21 protein-coding genes and 1 pseudogene are annotated in these 20,490 nt (G+C 64.0%); 7 read left to right on the forward strand and 15 right to left on the reverse strand.

All coding sequences use genetic code 11. The features are described 5' to 3' along the window. Nucleotides 1–55 precede the first annotated feature (55 nt). Together LH19_RS20850 and LH19_RS20855 are read left to right on the forward strand one after the other, a co-directional pair. On the forward strand, nt 56–1,270 hold the full coding sequence (locus tag LH19_RS20850; RefSeq protein ID WP_006954973.1) for an IS256-like element ISSpma2 family transposase: 1,215 nt from the start codon (nt 56–58) through the stop codon (nt 1,268–1,270). 578 nt (nt 1,271–1,848) lie between these two features. Next, complete coding sequence (locus LH19_RS20855; protein ID WP_145923658.1) at nt 1,849–3,117, forward strand: site-specific integrase; 1,269 nt, start codon at nt 1,849–1,851, stop codon at nt 3,115–3,117. 13 nt (nt 3,118–3,130) lie between these two features. Here the strand turns inward: LH19_RS20855 and LH19_RS20860 are convergent, their stop codons facing one another. Both LH19_RS20860 and LH19_RS20865 read right to left on the reverse strand, forming a co-directional pair. After that, nucleotides 3,131–6,334 carry a hypothetical protein gene (locus LH19_RS20860; RefSeq protein ID WP_054731681.1) on the reverse strand — a complete coding sequence of 1,068 codons (3,204 nt, stop codon included), beginning with the start codon at nt 6,332–6,334 and terminating at the stop codon, nt 3,131–3,133. 61 nt (nt 6,335–6,395) lie between these two features. After that, nucleotides 6,396–7,742: an antitoxin Xre/MbcA/ParS toxin-binding domain-containing protein gene (locus LH19_RS20865; protein ID WP_234715984.1), complete on the reverse strand. Its 1,347-nt coding sequence runs from the start codon at nt 7,740–7,742 to the stop codon at nt 6,396–6,398. A 48-nt stretch (nt 7,743–7,790) separates the two neighbouring features. Between LH19_RS20865 and LH19_RS29515 the strand changes: the two genes are divergently transcribed. Further along, complete coding sequence (locus LH19_RS29515) at nt 7,791–8,021, forward strand: hypothetical protein (RefSeq protein ID WP_234715985.1); 231 nt, start codon at nt 7,791–7,793, stop codon at nt 8,019–8,021. A 9-nt stretch (nt 8,022–8,030) separates the two neighbouring features. Here LH19_RS29515 and LH19_RS29890 read toward each other — a convergent pair. The 12 genes and pseudogenes from LH19_RS29890 to trbB form a co-directional block, all read right to left on the reverse strand. Then, nucleotides 8,031–8,264: pseudogene (locus tag LH19_RS29890) on the reverse strand (competence protein CoiA family protein); the annotation flags it as partial. Nucleotides 8,265–8,314: 50 nt separating this feature from the next. After that, nucleotides 8,315–8,530, reverse strand: a complete 216-nt coding sequence (locus LH19_RS20870; protein WP_037556048.1) for a DUF2274 domain-containing protein — start codon at nt 8,528–8,530, stop codon at nt 8,315–8,317. Beyond that, on the reverse strand, nt 8,527–9,741 hold the full coding sequence (locus LH19_RS20875; protein ID WP_054731683.1) for a TrbI/VirB10 family protein: 1,215 nt from the start codon (nt 9,739–9,741) through the stop codon (nt 8,527–8,529). Before LH19_RS20875 ends, LH19_RS20870 begins: the two co-directional genes overlap by 4 nt. Next, on the reverse strand, nt 9,738–10,574 hold the full coding sequence (gene trbG / locus LH19_RS20880; protein WP_082395975.1) for a P-type conjugative transfer protein TrbG: 837 nt from the start codon (nt 10,572–10,574) through the stop codon (nt 9,738–9,740). Before trbG ends, LH19_RS20875 begins: the two co-directional genes overlap by 4 nt. Then, nucleotides 10,571–11,254 (reverse strand): conjugal transfer protein TrbF, encoded by a 684-nt coding sequence (gene trbF / locus LH19_RS20885; RefSeq protein ID WP_054731684.1) that lies wholly within the window; start codon nt 11,252–11,254, stop codon nt 10,571–10,573. The genes trbG and trbF overlap by 4 nt, the downstream gene beginning before the upstream one ends. Before the next feature lie 4 nt (nt 11,255–11,258). After that, nucleotides 11,259–12,545 (reverse strand): P-type conjugative transfer protein TrbL, encoded by a 1,287-nt coding sequence (gene trbL / locus LH19_RS20890; RefSeq protein ID WP_054731685.1) that lies wholly within the window; start codon nt 12,543–12,545, stop codon nt 11,259–11,261. Next, the gene (gene trbK-alt / locus LH19_RS20895; protein ID WP_039579026.1) at nt 12,542–12,793 is read right to left on the reverse strand and encodes a putative entry exclusion protein TrbK-alt; all 252 of its coding nucleotides are present in this window, start codon (nt 12,791–12,793) and stop codon (nt 12,542–12,544) included. Before trbK-alt ends, trbL begins: the two co-directional genes overlap by 4 nt. A gap of 1 nt (nt 12,794) precedes the next feature. Then, a complete protein-coding gene (gene trbJ / locus LH19_RS20900; RefSeq protein WP_037553367.1) occupies nt 12,795–13,511 on the reverse strand; it encodes a P-type conjugative transfer protein TrbJ in 717 nt (238 codons plus the stop codon). Then, entirely contained in the window at nt 13,508–15,949 is a 2,442-nt protein-coding gene (gene trbE, locus LH19_RS20905) for a conjugal transfer protein TrbE (RefSeq protein WP_054731686.1), read from the reverse strand. Before trbE ends, trbJ begins: the two co-directional genes overlap by 4 nt. Then, complete coding sequence (locus tag LH19_RS20910; RefSeq protein WP_054731687.1) at nt 15,946–16,215, reverse strand: VirB3 family type IV secretion system protein; 270 nt, start codon at nt 16,213–16,215, stop codon at nt 15,946–15,948. Before LH19_RS20910 ends, trbE begins: the two co-directional genes overlap by 4 nt. After that, nucleotides 16,215–16,547, reverse strand: coding sequence for a TrbC/VirB2 family protein (locus LH19_RS20915; RefSeq protein WP_054731688.1), 333 nt, complete (start codon nt 16,545–16,547; stop codon nt 16,215–16,217). Before LH19_RS20915 ends, LH19_RS20910 begins: the two co-directional genes overlap by 1 nt. A 2-nt stretch (nt 16,548–16,549) precedes the next feature. Continuing rightward, on the reverse strand, nt 16,550–17,527 hold the full coding sequence (gene trbB, locus LH19_RS20920) for a P-type conjugative transfer ATPase TrbB (RefSeq protein WP_054731689.1): 978 nt from the start codon (nt 17,525–17,527) through the stop codon (nt 16,550–16,552). A 271-nt stretch (nt 17,528–17,798) separates the two neighbouring features. Between trbB and LH19_RS20925 the strand changes: the two genes are divergently transcribed. The 4 genes from LH19_RS20925 to LH19_RS29105 all read left to right on the forward strand — a co-directional run bounded on the left by LH19_RS20925 (nt 17,799) and on the right by LH19_RS29105 (nt 20,116). Next, nucleotides 17,799–18,266, forward strand: a complete 468-nt coding sequence (locus LH19_RS20925; RefSeq protein WP_234715986.1) for a LuxR C-terminal-related transcriptional regulator — start codon at nt 17,799–17,801, stop codon at nt 18,264–18,266. A gap of 61 nt (nt 18,267–18,327) precedes the next feature. Next, entirely contained in the window at nt 18,328–18,660 is a 333-nt protein-coding gene (locus tag LH19_RS20930) for a hypothetical protein (RefSeq protein ID WP_054731691.1), read from the forward strand. A gap of 38 nt (nt 18,661–18,698) precedes the next feature. After that, nucleotides 18,699–19,178, forward strand: a complete 480-nt coding sequence (locus tag LH19_RS29100; protein WP_167346291.1) for a hypothetical protein — start codon at nt 18,699–18,701, stop codon at nt 19,176–19,178. 164 nt (nt 19,179–19,342) lie between these two features. Continuing rightward, nucleotides 19,343–20,116 (forward strand): JAB domain-containing protein, encoded by a 774-nt coding sequence (locus LH19_RS29105; RefSeq protein WP_257720455.1) that lies wholly within the window; start codon nt 19,343–19,345, stop codon nt 20,114–20,116. A 23-nt stretch (nt 20,117–20,139) separates the two neighbouring features. Here LH19_RS29105 and LH19_RS20945 read toward each other — a convergent pair whose 3' ends face one another. Beyond that, the gene (locus LH19_RS20945; protein ID WP_054731693.1) at nt 20,140–20,370 is read right to left on the reverse strand and encodes a hypothetical protein; all 231 of its coding nucleotides are present in this window, start codon (nt 20,368–20,370) and stop codon (nt 20,140–20,142) included. Between the last annotated feature and the right edge of the window lie 120 nt (nt 20,371–20,490).

The following is a 20,490-nucleotide window of genomic DNA, read 5'->3' on the forward strand; positions in this document are numbered from 1 at the left end:
GTTCATCGTTATGGTGGAGTTTGCACACTTCAACCGTGACGAAGAGGAGTTCCCGATGACCGAGGACAGATTACTGATCGAAGAGCTTGCTGCGAAGGGCGGCCAACCGGATTTTTTGCGCACCATCGCCGAGAACGTGCTGCAGCTGATCATGGAGGCCGACGTTGATGGCCTGATCGGCGCGGGTCGCCACGAACGCAGCAGCGAGCGCGCGACCTGGCGCAACGGCTATCGCGACCGTTCGCTGGATACCCGGGTAGGCACGCTGAACCTGAAAATCCCCAAGCTGCGTGCTGGGTCCTACTTTCCGGGCTTCCTTGAGCCCCGCAAGATGGTCGAGAAAGCGCTGGTTGCGGTGATCCAGGAAGCGTGGATCGGCGGGGTCAGCACCCGGCGGGTCGATGAACTCGTCCAGGCCATGGGCATGACCGGCATCTCCAAGTCCACCGTCTCCAAGCTTTGCAAGGACATTGACGAGCGCGTCCATGCCTTTCTGAAACGCCCGCTCACCGGCGAATGGCCGTATCTCTGGCTCGATGCCACCTATCTCAAGGTACGCGAAGGCGGGCGGATCATCAGCGTTGCCGCAATAATCGCCATGGCCGTCAACACCGAGGGCCGGCGCGAGATCGTCGGCCTGCATATCGGCCCCTCGGAAGCGGAGGTCTTCTGGTCCGACTTCCTGAAGGACCTTGTTCGGCGCGGTCTTACCGGCGTGAAGCTGGTCATCTCCGATGCTCACGAGGGCCTCAAGGGCGCGATCACCCGCGTCATGGGCGCCACCTGGCAGCGCTGCCGGGTGCACTTCATGCGCAATGCCCTGTCCTATGTGCCCAAGGGCCAGAACACTGTCGTCGCCGCCGCGATCCGCCAGGTCTTCCTGCAGCCCGATCAGAAAAGCGCAACGCAGGTCTGGCGACAGGTCGCCGACCAGTTGCGCACCCGTTGGCCCAAGCTCGGCGCCTGCATGGACGAGGCCGAAACCGACGTGCTCGCCTACACCGGCTTTCCCACCCAGCACCGCACGAAGTTACACTCAACCAATCCGCTCGAGCGGCTCAACAAGGAGGTCAAGCGCCGCGCCGACGTCGTCGGAATCTTCCCGAACGAAGACAGCATCATCCGCCTCGTCGGGGCTGTGCTGATGGAGCAGAACGACGAGTGGCAGCTCCAGCACCGATACATGCAGATCGAAGGCATGGCCGAACTCAACCAACCCATGATCGAGGAGGAAAATCAGCCCCTACACATCACCGCCAAAGCCGCCTGACGATGGCCCACGGCCACAGCCGAAATTACACCACCTTGACGGACGCGACCCAGCGTCAAAACGTCAAACTCGGCCGATGTCCGCCAGTCGGACATTTCGCGCGAGGGTGGCCTGTTCGAGGAAATGAGCGCGGTTGGCCCAAATGCGCTCGAAACGCACCCGATGCATTGCGCTCCTCTCCCGGTCCCGCTCACCATTCCAGCGGCAGAAGAGGTTCGGAAACCTCGTTCGGGGAGCCATCGAAAACGAGCGAATTGTCACTCGAATCGGCGAAACGGCCGTCCCAGGACGCGATTTGCGGCCGGTTCAAAAGAACAGGCGCCGCAACCAACATACTGAAATTTAGAGGAAAACTGGAGCGGGCGAAGGGATTCGAACCCTCGACCCCAACCTTGGCAAGAAATTACTGCAAATACCCCAGAGCTTCTTTTTCTACGCCAAAGTACGAAAAACCAAGCATTTGTTGACTTCTGCCTATGATATTCTATCCTAGCCCTACCCTGCGAAGCGGTGAATTTCTATTACGTCCTTATTACTTTTCGAATCGGCCACCCTCGCGTAATATGATGGAGGAACTTGTGGCGCTAGCAAAGCTCAATAAGCGGACGGTCGATGCGCTGGCTGCACCAGCGACAGGCCAGGCATTTCTTTGGGATACCGAGATCAAGGGTTTCGGTGTCCGTGTCGGCGCAACCGGGGCGAAAACCTTCGTCATCCAGTATATGAATGAGGAAGGCCGGGTTCGGCGAGTGAAGATCGGGCGCTTCGGCGTGATGACGGTTGAGCAAGCCCGCGAGCTCGCGAAGATTCAGATGGGAAAAGTGGCCTCAGGCGAAGACCCGGCGGAGGAATCGCGTCGGGTTCGGAAAGAGCTCAATGTAGCCGAAATGTGCGAATGGTATCTCGTCGAGGCGCGGGCGGGTCGCATCCTCGGTCGCAAGAATCGCCCGATCAAGGAATCCTCGCTCGACATGGACGAGAGCCGCATCCGGACGCACATTATCCCGCTCGTCGGCAAACGCCTCGTGCGGAAGCTGACGATCGCGGACGTCGAGGCGATGCAAAATGATATCGCCACCGGTCAGACCCGAAAGCCGCCGTCAGGCGGGCGCGGTGGTCGCCCAACGGGCGGCATCGGCGTCGCCGGAAGGAGCCTCGGCACCCTTCAGGCTATTCTCGGCCACGCAAAGCATAAGGGGTTGATTGCCGAGCATCCGACGAAGGGGGCGAAGAAGCTCGCGACCAAGAAGAAAACCCGCCGTCTTAGCATTGCCGAGATCGAACTGCTTGGCCGGGCAATCGGCCGCGCTGAACTGGGTGCCGAGAACCCCGTTGCGCTCGCCATCGTCAGAACGCTCCTTCTGACCGGCTATCGGCGGGAAGAAGCACAGGCGATGCAGCGGCAATGGGTCAACCCGATGGGCGGCTATGTCGCGTTTCCAGACACAAAGAGCGATGCGCAATATCGGGCAATCGGACCCGAGGCAGTAAAGATCGTCGTGGCTCAACCGGAGATCGCTGGCTGCCCCTTTGTCTTCCCCGCGTCGAACGGCGAAGGCCCGTTCACAGCTGTCAGCGACTGCTTGGCCCGCCTATGCCGCTCGGCAAGCATCGTGGGCGTAACTCCGCATACCCTGCGCCACACCTTCGGGAGCATGGCAGGCGAACTCGGTTTCTCCGAGCTGACAATCCGCGCCATGCTGGGTCACGCGTCTCAGAGTGTGACGCAGGACTATGTCCATATTGACGAGGCCGTGAAGCTAGCGGTTCGCCGAACATCGGACGAGATCGCCAAGCATCTCGAGACTGGGGTCCGCAAAGCAGCCCAGATGAAGTTTGCAGCCTGATCAGTTACCGTGGTCAGGACGAAGCATCGCGGGCTTCCATTTCCTCCAGAATCTGCACCCCGATGATCTCCAGACCGGATTTCCCGATGTCGGCGACCTTCCGGATCGCAAGGTCATGTTTCAGGATGGCGAGGTCCATCATGAGTTCCGGCTCCCCATTCTCCTTCACGTAGCTCGGCACTAGAATGTACGAGCCGCCCGCTGGGTAATTTTCGAGAAAGAAACGGAGGTTCGTGTCAACGGCCGGCTCAAGCAATTTCAGGCGGCTGGGCATGCTCATCAGCGTACCCTTGAATTCCGCGGGCTCGACTCCCGGCATCAGGAGCACGGCATAATGTGACGGAGGCCGCCCGGGCAGTTCGCGCAAGATCACGACATGAATAGCGCCCTCAGCATCGCGCGCGCCAAACCGCTCGCGCCAACGCTCGAAAATCACCCGGCCTTCCTCGCGGTCCTCGAAATGCAGGCCCACGACCGGGAGGTCGTGATCCAGCCCGAGCATCACTCCGATCCAACCCGCGCGCTCCCATTGCGGAATGTCTAATATCGACCGCACTTCGACGCTGCGATGATCGCCTGTTGCAAACCGCTCGCTGACCTTCTCCTCTTCGGGATCGGTTTCGGGTACGCGCACGATCACGGGCCGCTCGGGTTTCGGCGGAAAGCGCTCAAGGGCTAGCTCATCCCACCCGGCCAGACGAGATGCTTGGCTGTTCATTGCACGAATGCGGCTATTGGAGCTCGCCACTGCGGCGCTGACCCGCTCCAACAAAGATTCCTGGCGGAATAGTTTTTCTAGCGAAATCTTCTGCCCGTCGGCGGCCGAGGTTGCGACGAGCATCAACGTCGACAGCAGCAGAAACTGACTGTGGGTCCCATTTTCGCCCAGATGGTCGGCGGGTGTTGATCCGGTCGGCCAGTGCAGCTTCGCCCGCATCATCTTTTGATCGAAATCGACGCTCGGCGCTGTAACGTCTCTAGTCTCGACAAGATCGATATCGAAGCGCTCGACAAAGGCCCCGATCCGCAGGCCGATTGTCGTCGCGAAAAGCGTTTCGATCACGGCCAGGAGTGTCTGCCCGGCAAGGATCGAACTGTCGCTGCCCGGCACATGCACGACCACGCGCATACCGATGACGCGGGTTTCGATGCTGTGAGAGTCCGAAGGGCCAATGAGCAGCGGCCGCCCACGCAGGTCGCCGGCCGGCTGATTGGCTACTCGCGCGAACGTCTCTTCCAGCCCGCCGTCCGGCTCCTCCTCCGGTTGCCGCTCGCCGAGCCGCTCCACATAGCCAAGGACATAAAGAAGCGCGCCGCAGCACATGGGCAGACCCAGCTGCTCCAGTACCGACGGCAACGCCGCCATCGTCTCAAGTTCTTCGGCCGAACTATTCAGAAACTGACTGGCGAGGACCCCATCCATCTGTTTGAGCCGGTCATCCACGCGCGCTTTCGATGCGTCGTCGAGCGGCAGCATTTTCCTGCAGCCGTTAATCATGCTGATCGCGTCAAGCGTTTCGGGAAGCAGTCGCAGTTCGATATCGATCCAGGTCAGCAGCATGAAGGCGGGGACCAAGCTGACCGACGGATGGGTGTCATGTTCCGAATCTGCGATGATCGACGCGACCGCGAACAGCGCAGCGGCGCGCGCAGCCCACAGCATCCCGATCCCCTGATATGCGACGGCGAGCATGTAGCTCGCCTCGATCAGCTCTTCGGCGTATTCGCGCTTGGTGAGCTGGTGCGTTGCCCGCCCAAGCAGGCGGATGCGTTCGAGGCGGTCGGCGTTCGCATCGAGGCGGCTTGCGCGTCGGAGCAGGATTCGACCGCTCTCTCCCTCGCCCACGCGCTTTCCCATGAAGTCCGCGAGCTTGTCGACCAGTGCGCCATAGACCGGGTCGTTCCCCGCGAGCGGCCCTACCTGTTCGATGAGCTGCGAAAGCCGCTCCGCATCATATTCTGCAAGGCCAGACGCCGCTTCGAGAATAGAGTCGGCTTCCTGCCAAAATGGAGCGATCTTGTCGCGCCGGTCGAACGCCAGCGAAGTAATCTCAAGCATCAGCGAGGTCGTGCGGGCTTCGAGCGCATTATTGGGGCGATCCTTTTCTCCCGCAAAGAATTCGAGCCGGTCGACAAGCGGCCCCCGTCGTTCATCAAGGCGCACGACCTCGGCCGGCCGATAGCCCTGCGCAACCGCACTGATCAGGCACTGCAGGAGATTTGCGACACGTTCCGCGTGCCGCGCCGCCGGGGACCCGAGCGCGAGCGCTGCAAACGCGTCGAATTCCCGCTCGAGAAGATCGAAGTCGTCGAACCAGTAGAAGCCGGTCCAGAGCCGCTGATAACGCGCTTCGATACGTTGGCTGAGCGATCCCGACTGATCGGCAAGACGGATGGCCCGATCAAGCCGTCCGTCGGTCTCGAACCGCGGCCGCTCCAATTCCTTTGAAAGCGTCGCAGCGAGCAGCGCGTCGGTTGCGCGCTGCGCCTCAACACCCTGATAGGCTGTGGGGTCCTGAATCGCCTTCTCAAGATCCTCAAGCTGCTGCGATCGCGCATAGTCGGCCGGACCGACCCGCGCCTTCTCGTTGCGCTTTCCGACACCGAGGTAATCGACCGCCAGATCCTGATGCCCCTGGTTCAGGAGCCGATCGATGATCCAGCTTCGATCCAATATCTCGACGCGAAAGCCAACCTTTGCGGACAGCTCATCCTGAATCTTGGCGACGTCTTTGGAGCGGCCGTAGCGCGACGTGACCACGAACACCTTCGTATAGGGCCGTCCCGTCCCAGCGATGCCCTCGATGTCCGAGCGCGCCTTTTGCTGCCACTGCTTCTTTGCACTGAAAGCAAAGGCCCAGCGCTCGCTGCCCGAATTTGCCTCGCCGACATAGTGCAGGGTCGCGATCTCATCGGCGACGGCGAAGGTCTCACTATCGGCCTTGCTGTCGCCGCCACCTTCGGGGCCGGTAGCCAGCTTCAGATTGGGGCAGATAATCCGCTCGCAAAGCTTGCGGCAGAAGATTTCGAAATCATGGTGCTCGTTGCGCGCCGTGACATATTCGAGCCGTTGCTCCAGCTCATAGGCTTCGAGAATGAAGGCCGGTTCGGAACCGCTATCGGAAAACTCGTCGGGTCTCAGCTGGCGCATGAATTCCGAAGGAAGAATAGCGCCCATGGCCTCAGGCAGATCGGCCGAATCGTCGGGATGGTCCATAGAACAAGTCTAGAACATCGGAAATTCACACGCGAGCGGGAATTCCCTCCGACCTGCTCCGCTACGCTTTCGGAAGAAGGGCCAGTGCGACTCTCAAATCCGCATCGGTCTCGCAAGCCTCGATGGGGCGCCGACCGGCGAGCTTCGGATGCGCGCTGTTGAGGAAAAGGCGTGCGCGGTCTGGATCGCGGAAGGCTTTGTTGGAAGCGGTTGTGAGCCGCTTGCGCAGCTCCCCCGCCGCTTCCGCAGCCAAAACCCGTCGCTTCCTCGCATCTTCGGCGCGGTCGATATGGCTGAAGGCTCGCCAATAGAAATCGTCGCTGCCACACGCCCACTCGGTGATCGGCACTCCGTCGACGACCGTCGATGCCAGCCAGATCTCGGCCTCGTCCTTGAGCGCGTTTTGCGCGGCGATGGCGAAGTTCCGCCGCCGGCTCTCCTTGGCGTCTTCGATCCGCTTGCGTTCGGCGGCTTCCTTCTCCTCGCGCTTCTTCCGGATTCCGTCGCGCCACTCCTGAAATGGCAAGCCGCAAAGATCGTCGACAATCGGAAGGTCCCTGTAGCTCCGCGACATGTCGAAGATCGCCTGGACCCGCTTGTCCAACGCGCGAAAATCATCGCCGCCTTCCGCCGCTACCTTCCAGGGATTTCGCCCGCCGACATTATATCGCCGCATCCAGCGCCGGCTGAAACCATCCGGATCGGGATGGCCGGCATCCTTGGCGATGCAGGCAACGGTGCGCTCGAGGTCATAGCGGTTGTGTACGCGGGCATGAAGATCGGGGTCGACATAGAAGCGCTGCTCGTCACGCTCCCACACCACGGCCTGCCGATCAGTGAAGAGGTTGAAGAGATATTCGGTCACCGCTTGGCTGGGCGACCCGAAACTCTCCCGCGAGTAGCCGGCCGCCGCGAGTGCCTTCGGTTTGTAATTGCTGAGATCGGTGCGCAGCATCCATGTCGGCAGCACGCTCTCGAGATTCGCCTCGTTCGGCCACTCGCCATGGATATGGATGTCCGATCCCGCCGAGTATTTGATACTCGGCGTGTAGATCAGGGCATGCACGAGCGCCGCCTGCCAAAGCTGCGGCCTTACCGTGAACCAATGGCCCATCCGGCTCTTGGCCCCGAGCAGATAGTCCAGTTCGGCATATTGCAGGTCGGCCATGATCTCCGCGACCCATTCGGTATCGACGGGAGGCTTCTGCGGTCGCTCTCGGATATGCCATCGGAGCGCCTCGCCCTTGCGCGTCGCTTCCGCCGTGACCCGCTCGGACAGGCGCTGCGCGGAACGCTCGCGATCCGGATGATGGATCCAATGCCGCGGTGCGTCGTGCAAAATCTGCTCGTCGAGTTCGGCGCCATCAAGCTGGCGCCAACGCACTCCGGAAAGATCGATCTCGATCATCGGGCAGCCTGCGCGCGCGACCTTCTGCTGCTTCTCCTCATCGACCGCGTGCGACACCTTGAATTCCACCGCGCGGCGATCGGACCCGATCCACGCCATGGCATCGGGCTGGAAATCGCCCTCCGATGTCTCCAGCCTCACCTCGTCGAGCGCGAATTGCCCGCCTTCGAAAACGACCTCCTCCAATCGCTCCTCGCGGAGGACAAGGCTTGGCAGGGTGACCCGCCGGACAGCAGCCAGCAGCAGCTTGGCGTAGAGATGCAGGGCCGTCTCGCCTGAGCATCGGCTGTCGGACTGGTGCGCGAAATGCTTCCGCATCTTCTTCGGGAGGCGAAGGGTCAGTCGTTCCTTGCATCCAAGGCAGGTAAAGGGGCCGTCGCGGTGCGATACGATCTGTTCGACGTGCCGAACCACGCCATCGCCGCATGCAGCGAAAGGCACCCGCAAGCCCAAGGGATCGGGCTTCGTTGTGCAAGGCCGCGGAGGTTGGGTCGGCCGCTCAGGAGCAAAATGCTCGTCCACAGGGCGATCATAATCGACCCTGTGTGCGCATACAAAATACTCTTTACCGCCTAACGCCGCGCCTTCGCAAAACCGCGATCGGTCGCGACGAAGCGTTCCAGCATCGGCGGTATGAGCCGTTCGATCGACAACGGCTCCGACAGGCCATTTTCCTTCGCATGTGCCGCGGCATAGTCGGCGAGATCGCGCGCAAGCTTGCCCGTGAGTTCGACAGTAGCCTTGACCGGCTTCTCCTCGACGATCGGCCCAAGGCGCAGCCGACTCATCTCCAATCCACCTGCGGCTCGAGAATGAGGTCGCGGGTGACGATCACACGGAGCGCGAAACCCGGTCGGATGGTGAGCGTCGGACGCACCGCCAGTTCGCGCTCGACGATGCGGCGCCCGGCTTGGCTCGTGCTGTCCTGCATCCCGTAGCGCAGCGCCCGGGCGAGTTCGTCGTCGCCGCCGACGCTGAGCTCGCTCCCGACCCCGAGCAGGGTCGAGACGAGCGCGGCGCGGACCATCCGGCCCCAATGATTGTTCACCCGATCCTCCAGCCCCGACATGCCTGCGGCGTCGGCGCCGGGCTGCCGTTCGAGGCGGATCGATCGTCCGCCAGGCAAGATGAGGCGATCCCATGCGAGGAGCACCCGGCTCTGTCCCGCCGCGATCTCGCTGTCATATTCGCCGATCAACCGCGACCCTTGCGGGATGAGCAGGATACGCCCGGTCGGACTGTCATAGATATTTTGCGTCACCTGCGCGCTGATCTGGCCCGGCAGGTCGGAGCGTATGCCCGTGATGAGCGCTGCCGGAATGACAGTCCCGGCCTGGACGACCAGCGCGGAACTCGGGGCAATCAGGCGCTCGCCACTTTCGAGGGGCCTTTTCGAACCCGACGCCAGAAACTGACGCCGCCCCTCATTGGCCGTGCGAGGCTCCGCCGCCTGTTCGGGCGCGGCCGCCTCGGCGGACACAATGTCTGTTGCTGCGGAACTTGCGTTTCCGCCCCCCAGAAAGAGCCGGCTCGTCTGGGCGCTCTCGCGCTCCTGCAGTGCCCGCTGCCGCGCCTGTTCGGCGGCCGCCACGCGCGGATCGGGAGGATTGCCCCCTTCCGCGCCGATCGGCGGGACGGGGATGGCTTCGCCGCTGCCCTGCGCCGCAACGATCGGCCGGCCGAGGTCGCCGGGGAGCGGCGGACCGAGCTTCGGCACGGCGCCATAATCGGCGGGGGCTCCGGTGACCGCGTCGGGCCTCGCATTGTTGCTCGCTTCATAGAGTTCCTGTCGCTCGGCCGGGGCCGGGGTGCGCAGCGCCCACATGAGCGATGCCGCGATCGCGATGCCGCCGGCCCCGCCGATAACCGCCAGCGTTTTCCGCGACAGACGCATGACCCGCGGCGTCTCACCCGCGAGGCGGAACGCATCGGGGCTCGCAGGCGCGACCTCGGCCTCGGCGGGCACAACTTCTGCGCTCGGCTGTTCGGGCGCCGTCACGACCGGCCTCGCGGGCGCGGTGTTTCGCGTTCGATCCGCACGGCCTTGGCGCCGCGCCCGCTCCCGAGCCGGAGTTCGGCGCGATCGAAAAGGCGGTCGACGATCATGTAACGGCCGTCGACCCGGTAGTTGAGCAGCTCCGCCGCGCCTTTCTCGCCGATCGCGAACAGCGGGGGCATGTCCGCGGTTGCGATCGCAGCGCCGAACTCGACGAAGAGCTGGCGCCCATCGTCGAAGACGCGCACCGGCCGCCAGGGGACCTTCGCGCCGGAGATGCGATAGGCAAAGCTCAACGCCGCGAAATCGATCCCGCCTGCAATCGGGGCGAGCCGCGCCCGTTCGGTCTCGGCGGCGCGAAGCGCGATCAGCTCGTCCTGCGGATAGGACCAGGAGACCGCTGCCATATAGGTGGCGGGGGTCGCGCGCAGCTCGATGTGATAGGTTCGACGGCTAGTGTTGATGACCAGATTCGTCATGATGTCGGGGCGCGTGGGCTTCACCAAAATATGGACGCGGCGCGACGCGCCCGTCCCGCTCATCGTATCGCCGATGACCCAGCGCACCGTGTCGCCGGCCGCGACAGGCCCCGGACCGACAAGCTCCTCGCCCTCCTGCAATGCGATGTCGGTAACCTGTCCGGGCGCGGTGTAGACCTGAAACAGCGCGCCGTCGGCCCAGGCATATTTCTGGATGGCGTTGAGGAAGGTCGCGCGCTCGGGCTGGACGCGCGCCGCGTCGTTCGCGCGGCCGACCTGCGTGCGCGGATCGGCGGGCGCAGCCTGCGCCGGCAGCGCGAGCGCGGCGGCGCCGAGAAGAAGGGTAAGGCGGATCATTGGCTGAGCTCCTTCGACCAAGAAATTGCGGTGACAAAAACGCCGAGTGGGTTCCGACGCAGGGCGTCTGGGGTGCGGGGCGGCTGGATCGAGGTGGTCAGGATCGCCGACCAGCGCGACGTCTCGACGAGGCTGCCATCCTGATAGCGGCGCTCGGTCCATGCGATGCGGAAGCTGTCGCGCGACGCGCGGATCACGCTCGACACGTCGACGGCGACTTGCATCTTGCCGACCTCGGCAAAGGGATCGTTGGCGCGCGCGTGGTCGCTCAGCGCCTGTGCGCCCTTGGGCGTTGTGAAGTCATAGGCGCTGAGCCAGTCCTTGCGGAGCACCACCGGATCGGCCGGGATCGAGCGGACATGCTCGATGAAGCGGGCGAGATGGAACGCGATCTGCGGGTCGGTCGGCGAATAGTCGGCATCGGCGGGCGCCACTGATCTTGCCTCGCCGAGCTTGTCGACCTCGACCACCCAAGGGGTGATCGTGCCGCGGAGCGACTGCCAGACGAGCGCCGAGGCGAGCCCGCCCGAAAGCGCGAGGCAGCCGAAGAAGGCAAGACGCCAGCTTTTTGCTTGGGTTCGGGCCGAGCCGATGCGGTCGTCCCAGACCTGCGCCGCGCGCTGGTAGGGCGTAACCGGGACCGGGGACTTGCCATAATGTTGGGACGGGCGTCGAAACATGGGTTCAATCCTTCTGGCTGATGTCGGGAGCGGAGCCGGCGCCATGACTGTCGCCGGCCTTGAGGGTCTGCGAGGCGATGGTGGCGCCCGAGGTGACGGCCTGCCGCCGCTTCATGGCGGCCGCCCAGGTCGGGGGCGACGCCGCGCCGTCGCTGGCGGCTGCAGCGCCGGCCGCGGACTTGCCCGCCTGCCCCGCGGCATAGCTTTGATGCAGGCGGTCAGCCGCGGCCCGGAGCGGCGAACCCGCGCCGCGCGCCGTGTCACGCGCCACATTGGCGAGCCCCGCACCGAACGCCCGCATCCCGCTCTTCCCGGCCGCGCCCCGGGCATAGGAAGCCGAGGCGCTGCCGGACGCGCGCGAGGCGCCGAGCGCGGTGCGACCGACGGCGCTGCTCGCCGCCCCGGCCGCGAGCGTTGCGCCAGCCGCCCCGGCTGCGATCGTCGCGCCTGCAGCGAGCGTGGTGCCGGCTGCGGCTCCGGCGCCGAGCTGCGGACCGCCCGCCACGATGCCATTGGCGACGCTCGGACCGAAGATGCCGAGACCGAGCAGTGTTAAGGCGCCAAGCGCGATAGCCATTACTTCGCGGATATCGGGTTCGGTCCCGAGCCCCGCGTCCATGAAGCGCTGGAAGAGGGTCGTGCCGATTCCGGTGATGACCGCGAGCACGAGCAGCTTGATGCCCGACGAGATGATATGGCCGAGGACGCGCTCAGCCATGAAGGCGGTGCGCCCGAAGAAGGCGAAGGGCAGCAGGACGAAGCCTGCGAGCGTCACCAATTTAAACTCCAGGATCGTGACGAAGACCTGCACCGCGAGAATGAAGAAGGCGATCACGACGATCACCCAAGCGATCAGCAGGATCAGGATTTGGACGAAGTTGGTGAAAAGCCCGACCGGACCTACAAGATCGGCGGTCGCGTCGAGCAGGGGCTCGGCGGCGTCGAGGCCGGTGGATGCGATCATGCCGGGACGCATGAAATCGCCGATCGCCATCGCGCTTCCCGCTGCCTTCAGGCCGAGACCCGCGAAGCTCTCCAGCAATATGGTCGCCAGCGCCTGAAAATTGCCGATGATGAAGGCGAAGACACCGATATAGAGCGTCTTCTTCACCAGCCGCTGCAGCACGTCCTCGTCGGTGCCCCACGCCCAGAAGAGCGCCGCGATCGTTATGTCGATCACGATCAGCGTCGAGGAGAGGAAGCCGACCTCGCCGCCGAGCAATCCGAACCCGCTGTCGATATAGGTCGAGAAGACCGACAGGAAATTGTCGATGACGCCGGTGTCGTTCATGGCTTGCTCTTTTCGGTCCGGAAGAAATGGCGCCGCTTCGCTTCCCAGGCCGCCTCGCATTCGGGGTCGGCCTCGGTGGCGGTTCGGCAGCGGCGAAGCGTGTCGCCATAGTCAGGGGGTGCGTCCGCTCCGGAGATCGCGGGAGCGGACGCACGGGGCGCGGGCGGATCGAGCGCGGCGACAAGGGCAAGGGTCAGCGCAAGACCCAGGACGATTGCCCCCATCACCAGCCCGCCCGCCCTGCCCATCTCAATTGCCCTTGCGGAAGCGGCGGAAGCGTTCGCGGCCTTCGGCCTCGGCGGCCGCCGCACGCGCGGCGTCGAGCATCTCGGCGCGGCCCTGTGCGCTCATGACCGCGGCGAGATCGGCGATCTGCTGCGACTGGATGGCGAGAAGCTGGTTGCCCGCCTGCGCGGCCTGCAGCGCGCCGGTCGCCGACTGGCTGGCGCCGACGATCGTCGAGATCGACGTCCGCGTTCCGCCCATATTCGTGACGATGCCGGCCTGCACCTTCATCGCATCCTCGAAGGCGCCGACGCTGTCCTTCCAGCGCGCCTCGGCATTGGCGACCATCTCGGCGGCAGAGCCCGTCAGCGCTCCGCCCTTGTAGCGCGCCTCGAACCCCTTCTGGATGTCCGACACGTTGAACGCGATGCCCTCTGCCTGCGCGAGGAGCTGGCGCGTCTGGTCGACCTGCGCCTCGAGCGTGCCCAGCGTCGATGTCGGCAGGCTGTTGAGGTTCTTCGCCTCGTTCATCAGCGAGGTCGCCTGATTCTGCAGCTGCTTGATCTGGTTGTTGATCTGCTCGAGCGTGCGCGCCGCGGTCAGGATATTCTGCGAATAGTTGCGCGGATCGTGGACGATGCCGCCGAGCTGGGCGCTCGCCGGAACGGCCAGCATCGCGCCCGACACGGGCAGCAACACAAGTGCCGCGGCAGCGACGGCGCGGACGATATTCTTCTTCATCGGGGGAACTCCTCATTGGGGGCGGCAATGGTGGCGAGCAGCTCGGCCGCCCATTCGAGCTTGCGGTGGGAAAGCCAGGCGGCCGCGAACCCTTCGGGGCCGTGCGCTGCGAACAGCTCGGCGATGTGCGTCTGGTCGGTCTTCGAGGATGCGGCGGTGAAGGCGAGCGCAACCTCGCCTAGCCCCAAGTCGAAGAGACGATTGCCGCGGCGCGACTGGCAGTAATAGTCGCGCTTCGGGGTCGCCCGGCTCAGTATCTCGATTTGCCGGCCGTTGAGACCGAAGCGCTCGTAGATGCGCGCAATCTGCGGCTCGAGCGCGCGCTCGTTCGGCAGGAATATGCGGGTCGGACAGCTCTCGATGATCGCCGGCGCGATACTCGAGGTTTCGATGTCGGCAAGGCTCTGCGTCGCGAAGACCACGCTCGCATTCTTCTTGCGGAGCGTCTTCAGCCATTCGCGGAGTTGCGCCGCGAAAGCCGGGCTATCGAGCACGAGCCAGCCTTCATCGATGATGATGAGCGTCGGCGAGCCGTCGAGCCGTCCGGCGATCCGGTGAAACAGATAGGACAGGACGGGTCCCGCCGACGCGGCGCCGACAAGGCCTTCGGTCTCGAAGGCCTGCACGCGCGCGGCCCCGATGCGCTCCTCGTCGGCATCGAGCAGCCGCCCCCAAGGTCCGCCGACCAAATAGGGCGCGAGCGCCTGCTTGAGTTCGCGCGACTGGAGGAGCACCGCGAGCCCCGTCAGCGTGCGTTCGGCGACAGGCGCCGTCGCGAGCGAGGTCAGCGCCGACCAGAGATGCTCCTTCGCCGCCGGGTCGATCATTATGCCTTCGCCCGCGAACAGCGCGGCGAGCCATTCGGCCGCCCAGCTCCGCTCGGACGCCTCGTCGATCCGGGCGAGCGGCTGCAACGCCACGCCGCCCTCGCCATCGTGGAGCGCCCCGCCGAGATCCTGCCAGTCGCCGCCCATCGCGAGCGCTGCGGCTCGGATCGAGCCGCCGAAATCGAAAGCGAAAATCTGCGAGCCAGGATAGCGGCGAAACTGCATGGCGATCGTCGCGAGCAGCACCGACTTGCCCGCCCCCGTCGGACCAACGACGAGGCAATGGCCGACGTCGCCGACATGGAGGGAAAGGCGGAACGGGGTCGAGCCTTCGGTCTTGCCGTACAGCAAGGGGGCGTCACCGAAATGCTCGTCCCGTTCCGCCCCCGCCCACACGGCGGACAGGGGGATCATGTGGGCAAGGTTGAGGGTGGAGATCGGCGGCCGGCGAACATTGGCATAAGCGTGACCGGGCAGGCTCCCGAGCCATGCCTCGATCGCGTTCATGCCTTCGATCGTGCAGGTGAAGTCGCGGCCCTGGATGACCTTCTCGACCAAACGGAGCTTCTCGGCGGCGAGCGCCGCGTCCGTGTCCCACACGGTGACGGTCGCGGTGACATAGGCGACGCCGGCATGATCGGCGCCGAGTTCCTGCAAGGCCATGTCGGCATCGGCCGCCTTGTTCGAGGCATCGCTGTCGACAAGCGCCGATTGCTCGTTGGTCATCACCTCCTTGAGGATCGCGGCGATCGATTTGCGCTTGGCGAACCATTGCCGCCGGATTTTCGTCAGCAGCTTGGTGGCGTCGGTCTTGTCGAGCATGATCGCGCGGGTCGACCAGCGATAGGCGAATGCCAGCCGGTTCAGATCGTCGAGCAAACCCGGCCAAGTCGCGGTCGGAAAGCCCGTGATGGTCAGGGTCCGAAGATGGTGCTCGCCGAGCCGCGGCTCGAGGCCGCCGACCAACGGCTGGTCGGTCAGCAGCGCGTCAAGATAAACCGGGGTCTCGGGCACCCGAACACGCTGGCGCTTGGTCGATACCGTCGAATGCAAATAAGTCAGCGTCTCGCTGTCATCCAGCCATTCGGCCTCGGGCATGAAACCTTCGACGAGATGAAGAGTGCGGTTCGATCGGTCGATGAAGCTCGCAAGATGCTCCTTCGGATCGACACCCGAGCGCTCCATGCCTTCGTAAAGCCAACCTTCCGCCCGCGAGGCATCCTCAGCCGGCGGCATCCACAGGAGAGTCAGATAATAGCGGCTCTCGAAATGCGCCCCCTCCTCCCGGAACTGCTCGCGGCGCTCCAAGTCGACAAGAGCAGATGCCGGGTCGGGGAAATGCGATTCGGGATAATCGCTCGACGGCAGCCGCTGCGCCTCCACGAACAAGGCCCAGCCCGAGCCGAGACGCCGGATCGCATTGTTGAGCCGGGCGGTGACCGCGACGAGTTCGGCGGGGGTGGCGCTGTCGAGATCGGGACCGCGGAAGGCAGCGGTTCGCTGGAACGAGCCATCCTTGTTCAGCACCGCGCCTTCGGCGACCAGCGCGACCCAAGGGAGATAATCGGCAAGGCAGGCCGACTTCGAGCGATATTCGGCGAGATTCATCATGGCCGCATCCAGACAGGATATTTGAGGTGACGTTTGGCGACGTCGACGAACTGCGGGTCGCGGCGCGCCGCCCAGACCGAGAGCGCATGGCCCACGACCCAGAGGACGAGCCCCGCGATCCAGAGGCGGAGGCCAAGGCCGATCCCGGCCGCGAGCGTGCCATTGGCGATCGCGAGGGCGCGCGGCGCGCCGCCAAGCAGGATCGGCTCGGCGAGCGCGCGGTGCACGGGCGCGAAAAAGCCGGTGATTTCGGCCGGGGCATCCATCAGACGACGGCTCCGCCGCCGAAAGAGAAGAAGGTCAGGAAGAAGCTCGACGCCGCGAAGGCGATCGACAGTCCGAATACGATCTGGACCATGCGGCGGAAGCCGCCCGACGTGTCGCCGAACGAGATCGTCAGCCCGGTGATGATGATGATGATCAGCGAGATCACCTTCGCCACCGGCCCCTCGACGCTTTCGAGGATCGACTGCAGCGGCGCTTCCCACGGCATCGAAGAGCCACCGGCCCGAGCGGGCAAGGCGGCAACGAGCGCGACATAGAGGGCGGTCGAGGCGAGCAGGAAGCGCGGGGCTTCCCGCCGGGCGGCGTGGGTCATGGTCAGTCTCCTTCGGGGGTCAAGAGGGGGGTAATGCGGTAGTCGCCGGTCGGCGCATCGAGACCTTCGACACGGGCGAGTTCGGCGAGGCGCCGGCCGGCGCCGTCGCGCACGAGAACGGCGACGAGATCGATGGTCTCCGCGAGAAGGGCGCGTGGGACGGTGATCACGGCCTCCTGGATGAGTTGCTCCATGCGGCGGAGCGCGCCGATCGCGCTGCCCGCGTGGATCGTGCCGATGCCGCCGGGATGGCCGGTGCCCCAGGCCTTTAGAAGATCGAGCGCCTCGGCACCGCGAACCTCGCCGATCGGGATGCGGTCGGGCCGGAGACGGAGCGACGAGCGGACGAGATCGGACAGTGATGCGACCCCGTCCTTGGTACGCATCGCGACCAGATTGGGAGCAGCGCATTGCAGCTCTCGAGTGTCTTCGATCAGGACGACACGCTCGCTGGTCTTGGCGACCTCGGCGAGCAAGGCATTGGTAAGGGTGGTCTTGCCTGTCCCGGTGCCGCCCGCGACGAGGATGTTGAGGCGTTCGGTGACCCCCGAGCGCAGCGCCTCGGCCGAAGTCGCGGACATGATGCCTGCCGCAACATAGTCGCCGAGCGAGAAGACCGCGACCGCGGGCTTGCGGATTGCGAAGGTCGGTGCCGCGACGACCGGCGGCAGCAGACCCTCGAAGCGTTCCCCGCTTTCGGGAAGCTCCGCCGATACGCGCGGCGATCCGGCATGGACCTCGGCGCCGACATGATGGGCCACGAGGCGAATGATGCGCTCGCCATCGGTTGCTGCGAGCAGGATACCGCTATCGGTGATCCCGGTGCCGAGCCGATCGACCCAGAGCCGACCGTCGGGATTGAGCATGATTTCGATAACCGCCGGGTCCGCGAGCCACTCGGCGATCGCGCCGCCAAGCGCTGTCCGCAACATGCGCGCACCACGTCCCTGTGCCTCGAAACGGACTGCTTCTGCGCCCATGAGATTCCCCGTTGGATGGTCCGGGCAAAGGCGCCCGGCTCGACGGGGACGAGTAAGAGACGCAGAAAATCACTATTTTCAACAGAGATTTGCGCGCGTCGTACTGTGGGTAAGAAAGACAGGGAATGGCGTAGGCTGCGATGCGATCAATTCCATTTCAGCAACGACTAAATGAAGGTCGGCGGGTTGTGCCGAGCGCAATTTTGACAACAGTGTAAGGATGAGTGATTCGGGGTTGCAGCATTCGGACGAGTTCTCGAGGTGGACGCGCTTGACAGAAAAGCAGCGGGCATGCCTCGATCTGGTGCTTGAGCGGAAAACTTCGAAGCAGATCGCCCGCGACCTCGACATATCGAAGCAAGCGGTGGATTTGCGGCTCACCACCGCGCGCGACACACTGGGCGCGGCCAACCGCGACGAGACTGCGATCATTTATGCGCGGCTTCGCCAGACCTATGATCGGATACCATGTGATCCGATCATACTACCGCCAGCCCCCGAACTGGTGCCATCCGACTTCCCGGACGGTGACCCCGCCAGCTTGCTCCATCTGAACGATAATTTGGAGAGGCGCGCCGGGTTTCGGAGCGAAGGCTCTCCGTTCAGGGATTTGCTGAGGCCGAATTATAGACCTCAGGTCCGGGTCGTGATCGTCGTGAGCTTGCTCATCGCGATCCTTCTCATGGTCATCGCAGGCCTGTCGATCGGTCAAACTCTGACCGGGCTCGCCTCGACCTGATCCCAATTCTTGTTGAACCATGGTCCGGGAGCGCGGCGCGCTTCTCCGGAGAGGAGAGTCTATGCAAAATCTGAACAGCGTTGCCGCCGATCGGTTGCAGCAAGTGGTGCCTGCCGCCGAGGCACAGATAGATGGCGCCCTCATCGCCGTGTCGTCGCTCATGGCGGAGGTGGTGACCGCGCGTCGCGACACGGCAGGCGTTCCTGCCGCCAAGGGACATGCGACGATCCGCCGTATCGCCGAGGCACAACTGGCGCTGGTTGGTGTGAGCGGCGAAATCCTTCGGGTCCATGGCGACCTTGCCGACATCGGCCGTGAAACGGCGGGCCTCGACCTTCACGAATGTCCGGCAGTTGCCGAAGGCGGCCCGGCAAAGCTTGCCCTGGTGAGCTGAGCGACGTTGACGATGGGCCATCGGCATGGTGAATAAGCGTGATGCTGCGGATCGCAATCTTCGTGACATTGCTGCTGGTGGCCCTCGCCTACGCCGCCCGGAAAGGCGGCGGTCCGGAGAAAGCGGTCGCAGCGATTCTCCTGTTCATGCTGGTTTCCGACCAGGCTTTGCACCTGATATTTGCGGTAAACCTCGTAACGGTCGATGCGGGGCACCTGCTGATCGATCTGATAGCTGCGGCCGCGACGATGACCGTGGCGCTGACGGCCTATCGCTTCTGGCCCATGCTGGCGGCAGTCCTGCAATGCCTTCCGCTGTTGGCTCACACGACCCGCGCGATCGACATGGACCTCCACCCGATAGCCTATCTGACGATGCAGGTCGCTGCATCCTGGCTTCTTCCCCCGCTCCTCGTGGCCGCAACCTGGCAACACCAAAAGCGATTGGCTCAGTTCGGCAGCGATCGGTCCTGGTACATTTCATTGCGACCATCGAGCCCGAGCGCTGCGAAGCACTAGCGGACCGGCTTCTTGTCGCGTTTCATTCGATCAGCCGCATTTGGGCGCAGTCGCCGGAATCGCTCGGTCGCGTTCTTGATGACGCCCCTCAGGTAGCGCAGGTCATTGTCGAGGCGTGCAACCTCGCTACCGAGAGCCTTTCGGGCGACCTTCGAGGTATCAGCATCGATCCTTTCGACCGAAGGCTCCGCTCCTATCTCATCATGTCGATGGGGTCGCTTTCCGATGAGCGGCTTCGCATCCTCTTTCTCGACGGTGGGTGCCATCTTATCGCCGACGAGGTTCTGCAAACCGGCACTCTTGCTCAGCTCGCCATCTATCCCCGGACGATCTTCCGGCGTGCGCTCGAACTCAATGCCGCCGGGCTGATTCTCGTCCACAACCATCCGAGCGGCGACCACCGCCCCAGCGCCGAGGACATCGAGGCGACGCGGAAGCTCGAAATGATCGGACGGTCGCTCAATGTCGAGATCATCGACCACATCGTGGTGACCTCAACCCACTGCCATCACGTCATGAGCAATGACACTCTTGCCGGGACGCCTGTTCCGTCAGCGTCGTTAACATTGCGAAGTCCGGGAGGTTCCGCGCGCATCGATCAGGGGGATATTGCGCACGCCAACGCAAAGGCTGCGATGCGGCGACGACTGCTCCGCCAGCAGCTGATTGGAGCCCCCGAACTGTTTGGCGATCCCGCTTGGGAAATGCTGGTCGATCTCTTCGTTCACGAATGCGAACGCAAGCGCTTGTCCATCAGCGCGCTCTGCGTCACATCCTCGATTCCGATGAGCAGCGCGCTAAGGCTTGCGCAGCGGCTGTGCGATGCCGGCATTACCCGCCGCGTGCCCGACCCGATCGACGGGCGCCGGACCTTCATCCGGCTCGATCCTGCAGTCGCACACCGTATGCGCGCCTATTTTGAGGCCGGTGCCGAATGAAGGGCGTAAAGATGCTGCTTCGGTCAATGCTCGCGGGCGCCACCCGCATTTTCGGCAGCAGCGCGCACCATCTGTGCCCAGCTCCCGATATAGGCAGCACGGTTCTTATACTGATCCCCTGACTCGGCGGTCATCAGCGCCACGCTGCCAAGCGTTTCGGCAAATTCGTTGGTCGTGCAGACACCTTTTCGTTCCAGCACGCCGCCGAGCGCTGCCAATATTGAACCAACCGCAAAAAGTGCGTCCTCGTCCATGATAAACTCCCTTTATATCCGGCAATTGGGGCCGCGGAACGGTGGCTCTTGGATGGCATTTTTCAGGCCCCGGCGCAAAGCGTCAGCGGCAACTCGGAATTAGGAGCCGTGACAATGTCG

Source organism: Sphingopyxis macrogoltabida (genome assembly GCF_001314325.1).
Taxonomy (GTDB): domain Bacteria; phylum Pseudomonadota; class Alphaproteobacteria; order Sphingomonadales; family Sphingomonadaceae; genus Sphingopyxis; species Sphingopyxis macrogoltabida.

Coding starts and splice junctions, on each gene's coding strand:
- LH19_RS20910 (WP_054731687.1), bottom strand. CDS start 16,215: ATGGATGCCCCGGCCGAAATCACCGGCTTTTTCGCGCCCGTGCACCGC.
- LH19_RS20870 (WP_037556048.1), bottom strand. CDS start 8,530: ATGAGTCGGCTGCGCCTTGGGCCGATCGTCGAGGAGAAGCCGGTCAAG.
- trbG (WP_082395975.1), bottom strand. CDS start 10,574: ATGATCCGCCTTACCCTTCTTCTCGGCGCCGCCGCGCTCGCGCTGCCG.
- trbE (WP_054731686.1), bottom strand. CDS start 15,949: ATGATGAATCTCGCCGAATATCGCTCGAAGTCGGCCTGCCTTGCCGAT.
- LH19_RS20915 (WP_054731688.1), bottom strand. CDS start 16,547: ATGACCCACGCCGCCCGGCGGGAAGCCCCGCGCTTCCTGCTCGCCTCG.
- trbB (WP_054731689.1), bottom strand. CDS start 17,527: ATGGGCGCAGAAGCAGTCCGTTTCGAGGCACAGGGACGTGGTGCGCGC.
- LH19_RS20945 (WP_054731693.1), bottom strand. CDS start 20,370: ATGGACGAGGACGCACTTTTTGCGGTTGGTTCAATATTGGCAGCGCTC.
- LH19_RS20865 (WP_234715984.1), bottom strand. CDS start 7,742: ATGATCGAGATCGATCTTTCCGGAGTGCGTTGGCGCCAGCTTGATGGC.
- trbK-alt (WP_039579026.1), bottom strand. CDS start 12,793: ATGGGCAGGGCGGGCGGGCTGGTGATGGGGGCAATCGTCCTGGGTCTT.
- trbL (WP_054731685.1), bottom strand. CDS start 12,545: ATGAACGACACCGGCGTCATCGACAATTTCCTGTCGGTCTTCTCGACC.
- LH19_RS20850 (WP_006954973.1), top strand. CDS start 56: ATGACCGAGGACAGATTACTGATCGAAGAGCTTGCTGCGAAGGGCGGC.
- LH19_RS20930 (WP_054731691.1), top strand. CDS start 18,328: ATGCAAAATCTGAACAGCGTTGCCGCCGATCGGTTGCAGCAAGTGGTG.
- trbF (WP_054731684.1), bottom strand. CDS start 11,254: ATGTTTCGACGCCCGTCCCAACATTATGGCAAGTCCCCGGTCCCGGTT.
- trbJ (WP_037553367.1), bottom strand. CDS start 13,511: ATGAAGAAGAATATCGTCCGCGCCGTCGCTGCCGCGGCACTTGTGTTG.
- LH19_RS20860 (WP_054731681.1), bottom strand. CDS start 6,334: ATGGACCATCCCGACGATTCGGCCGATCTGCCTGAGGCCATGGGCGCT.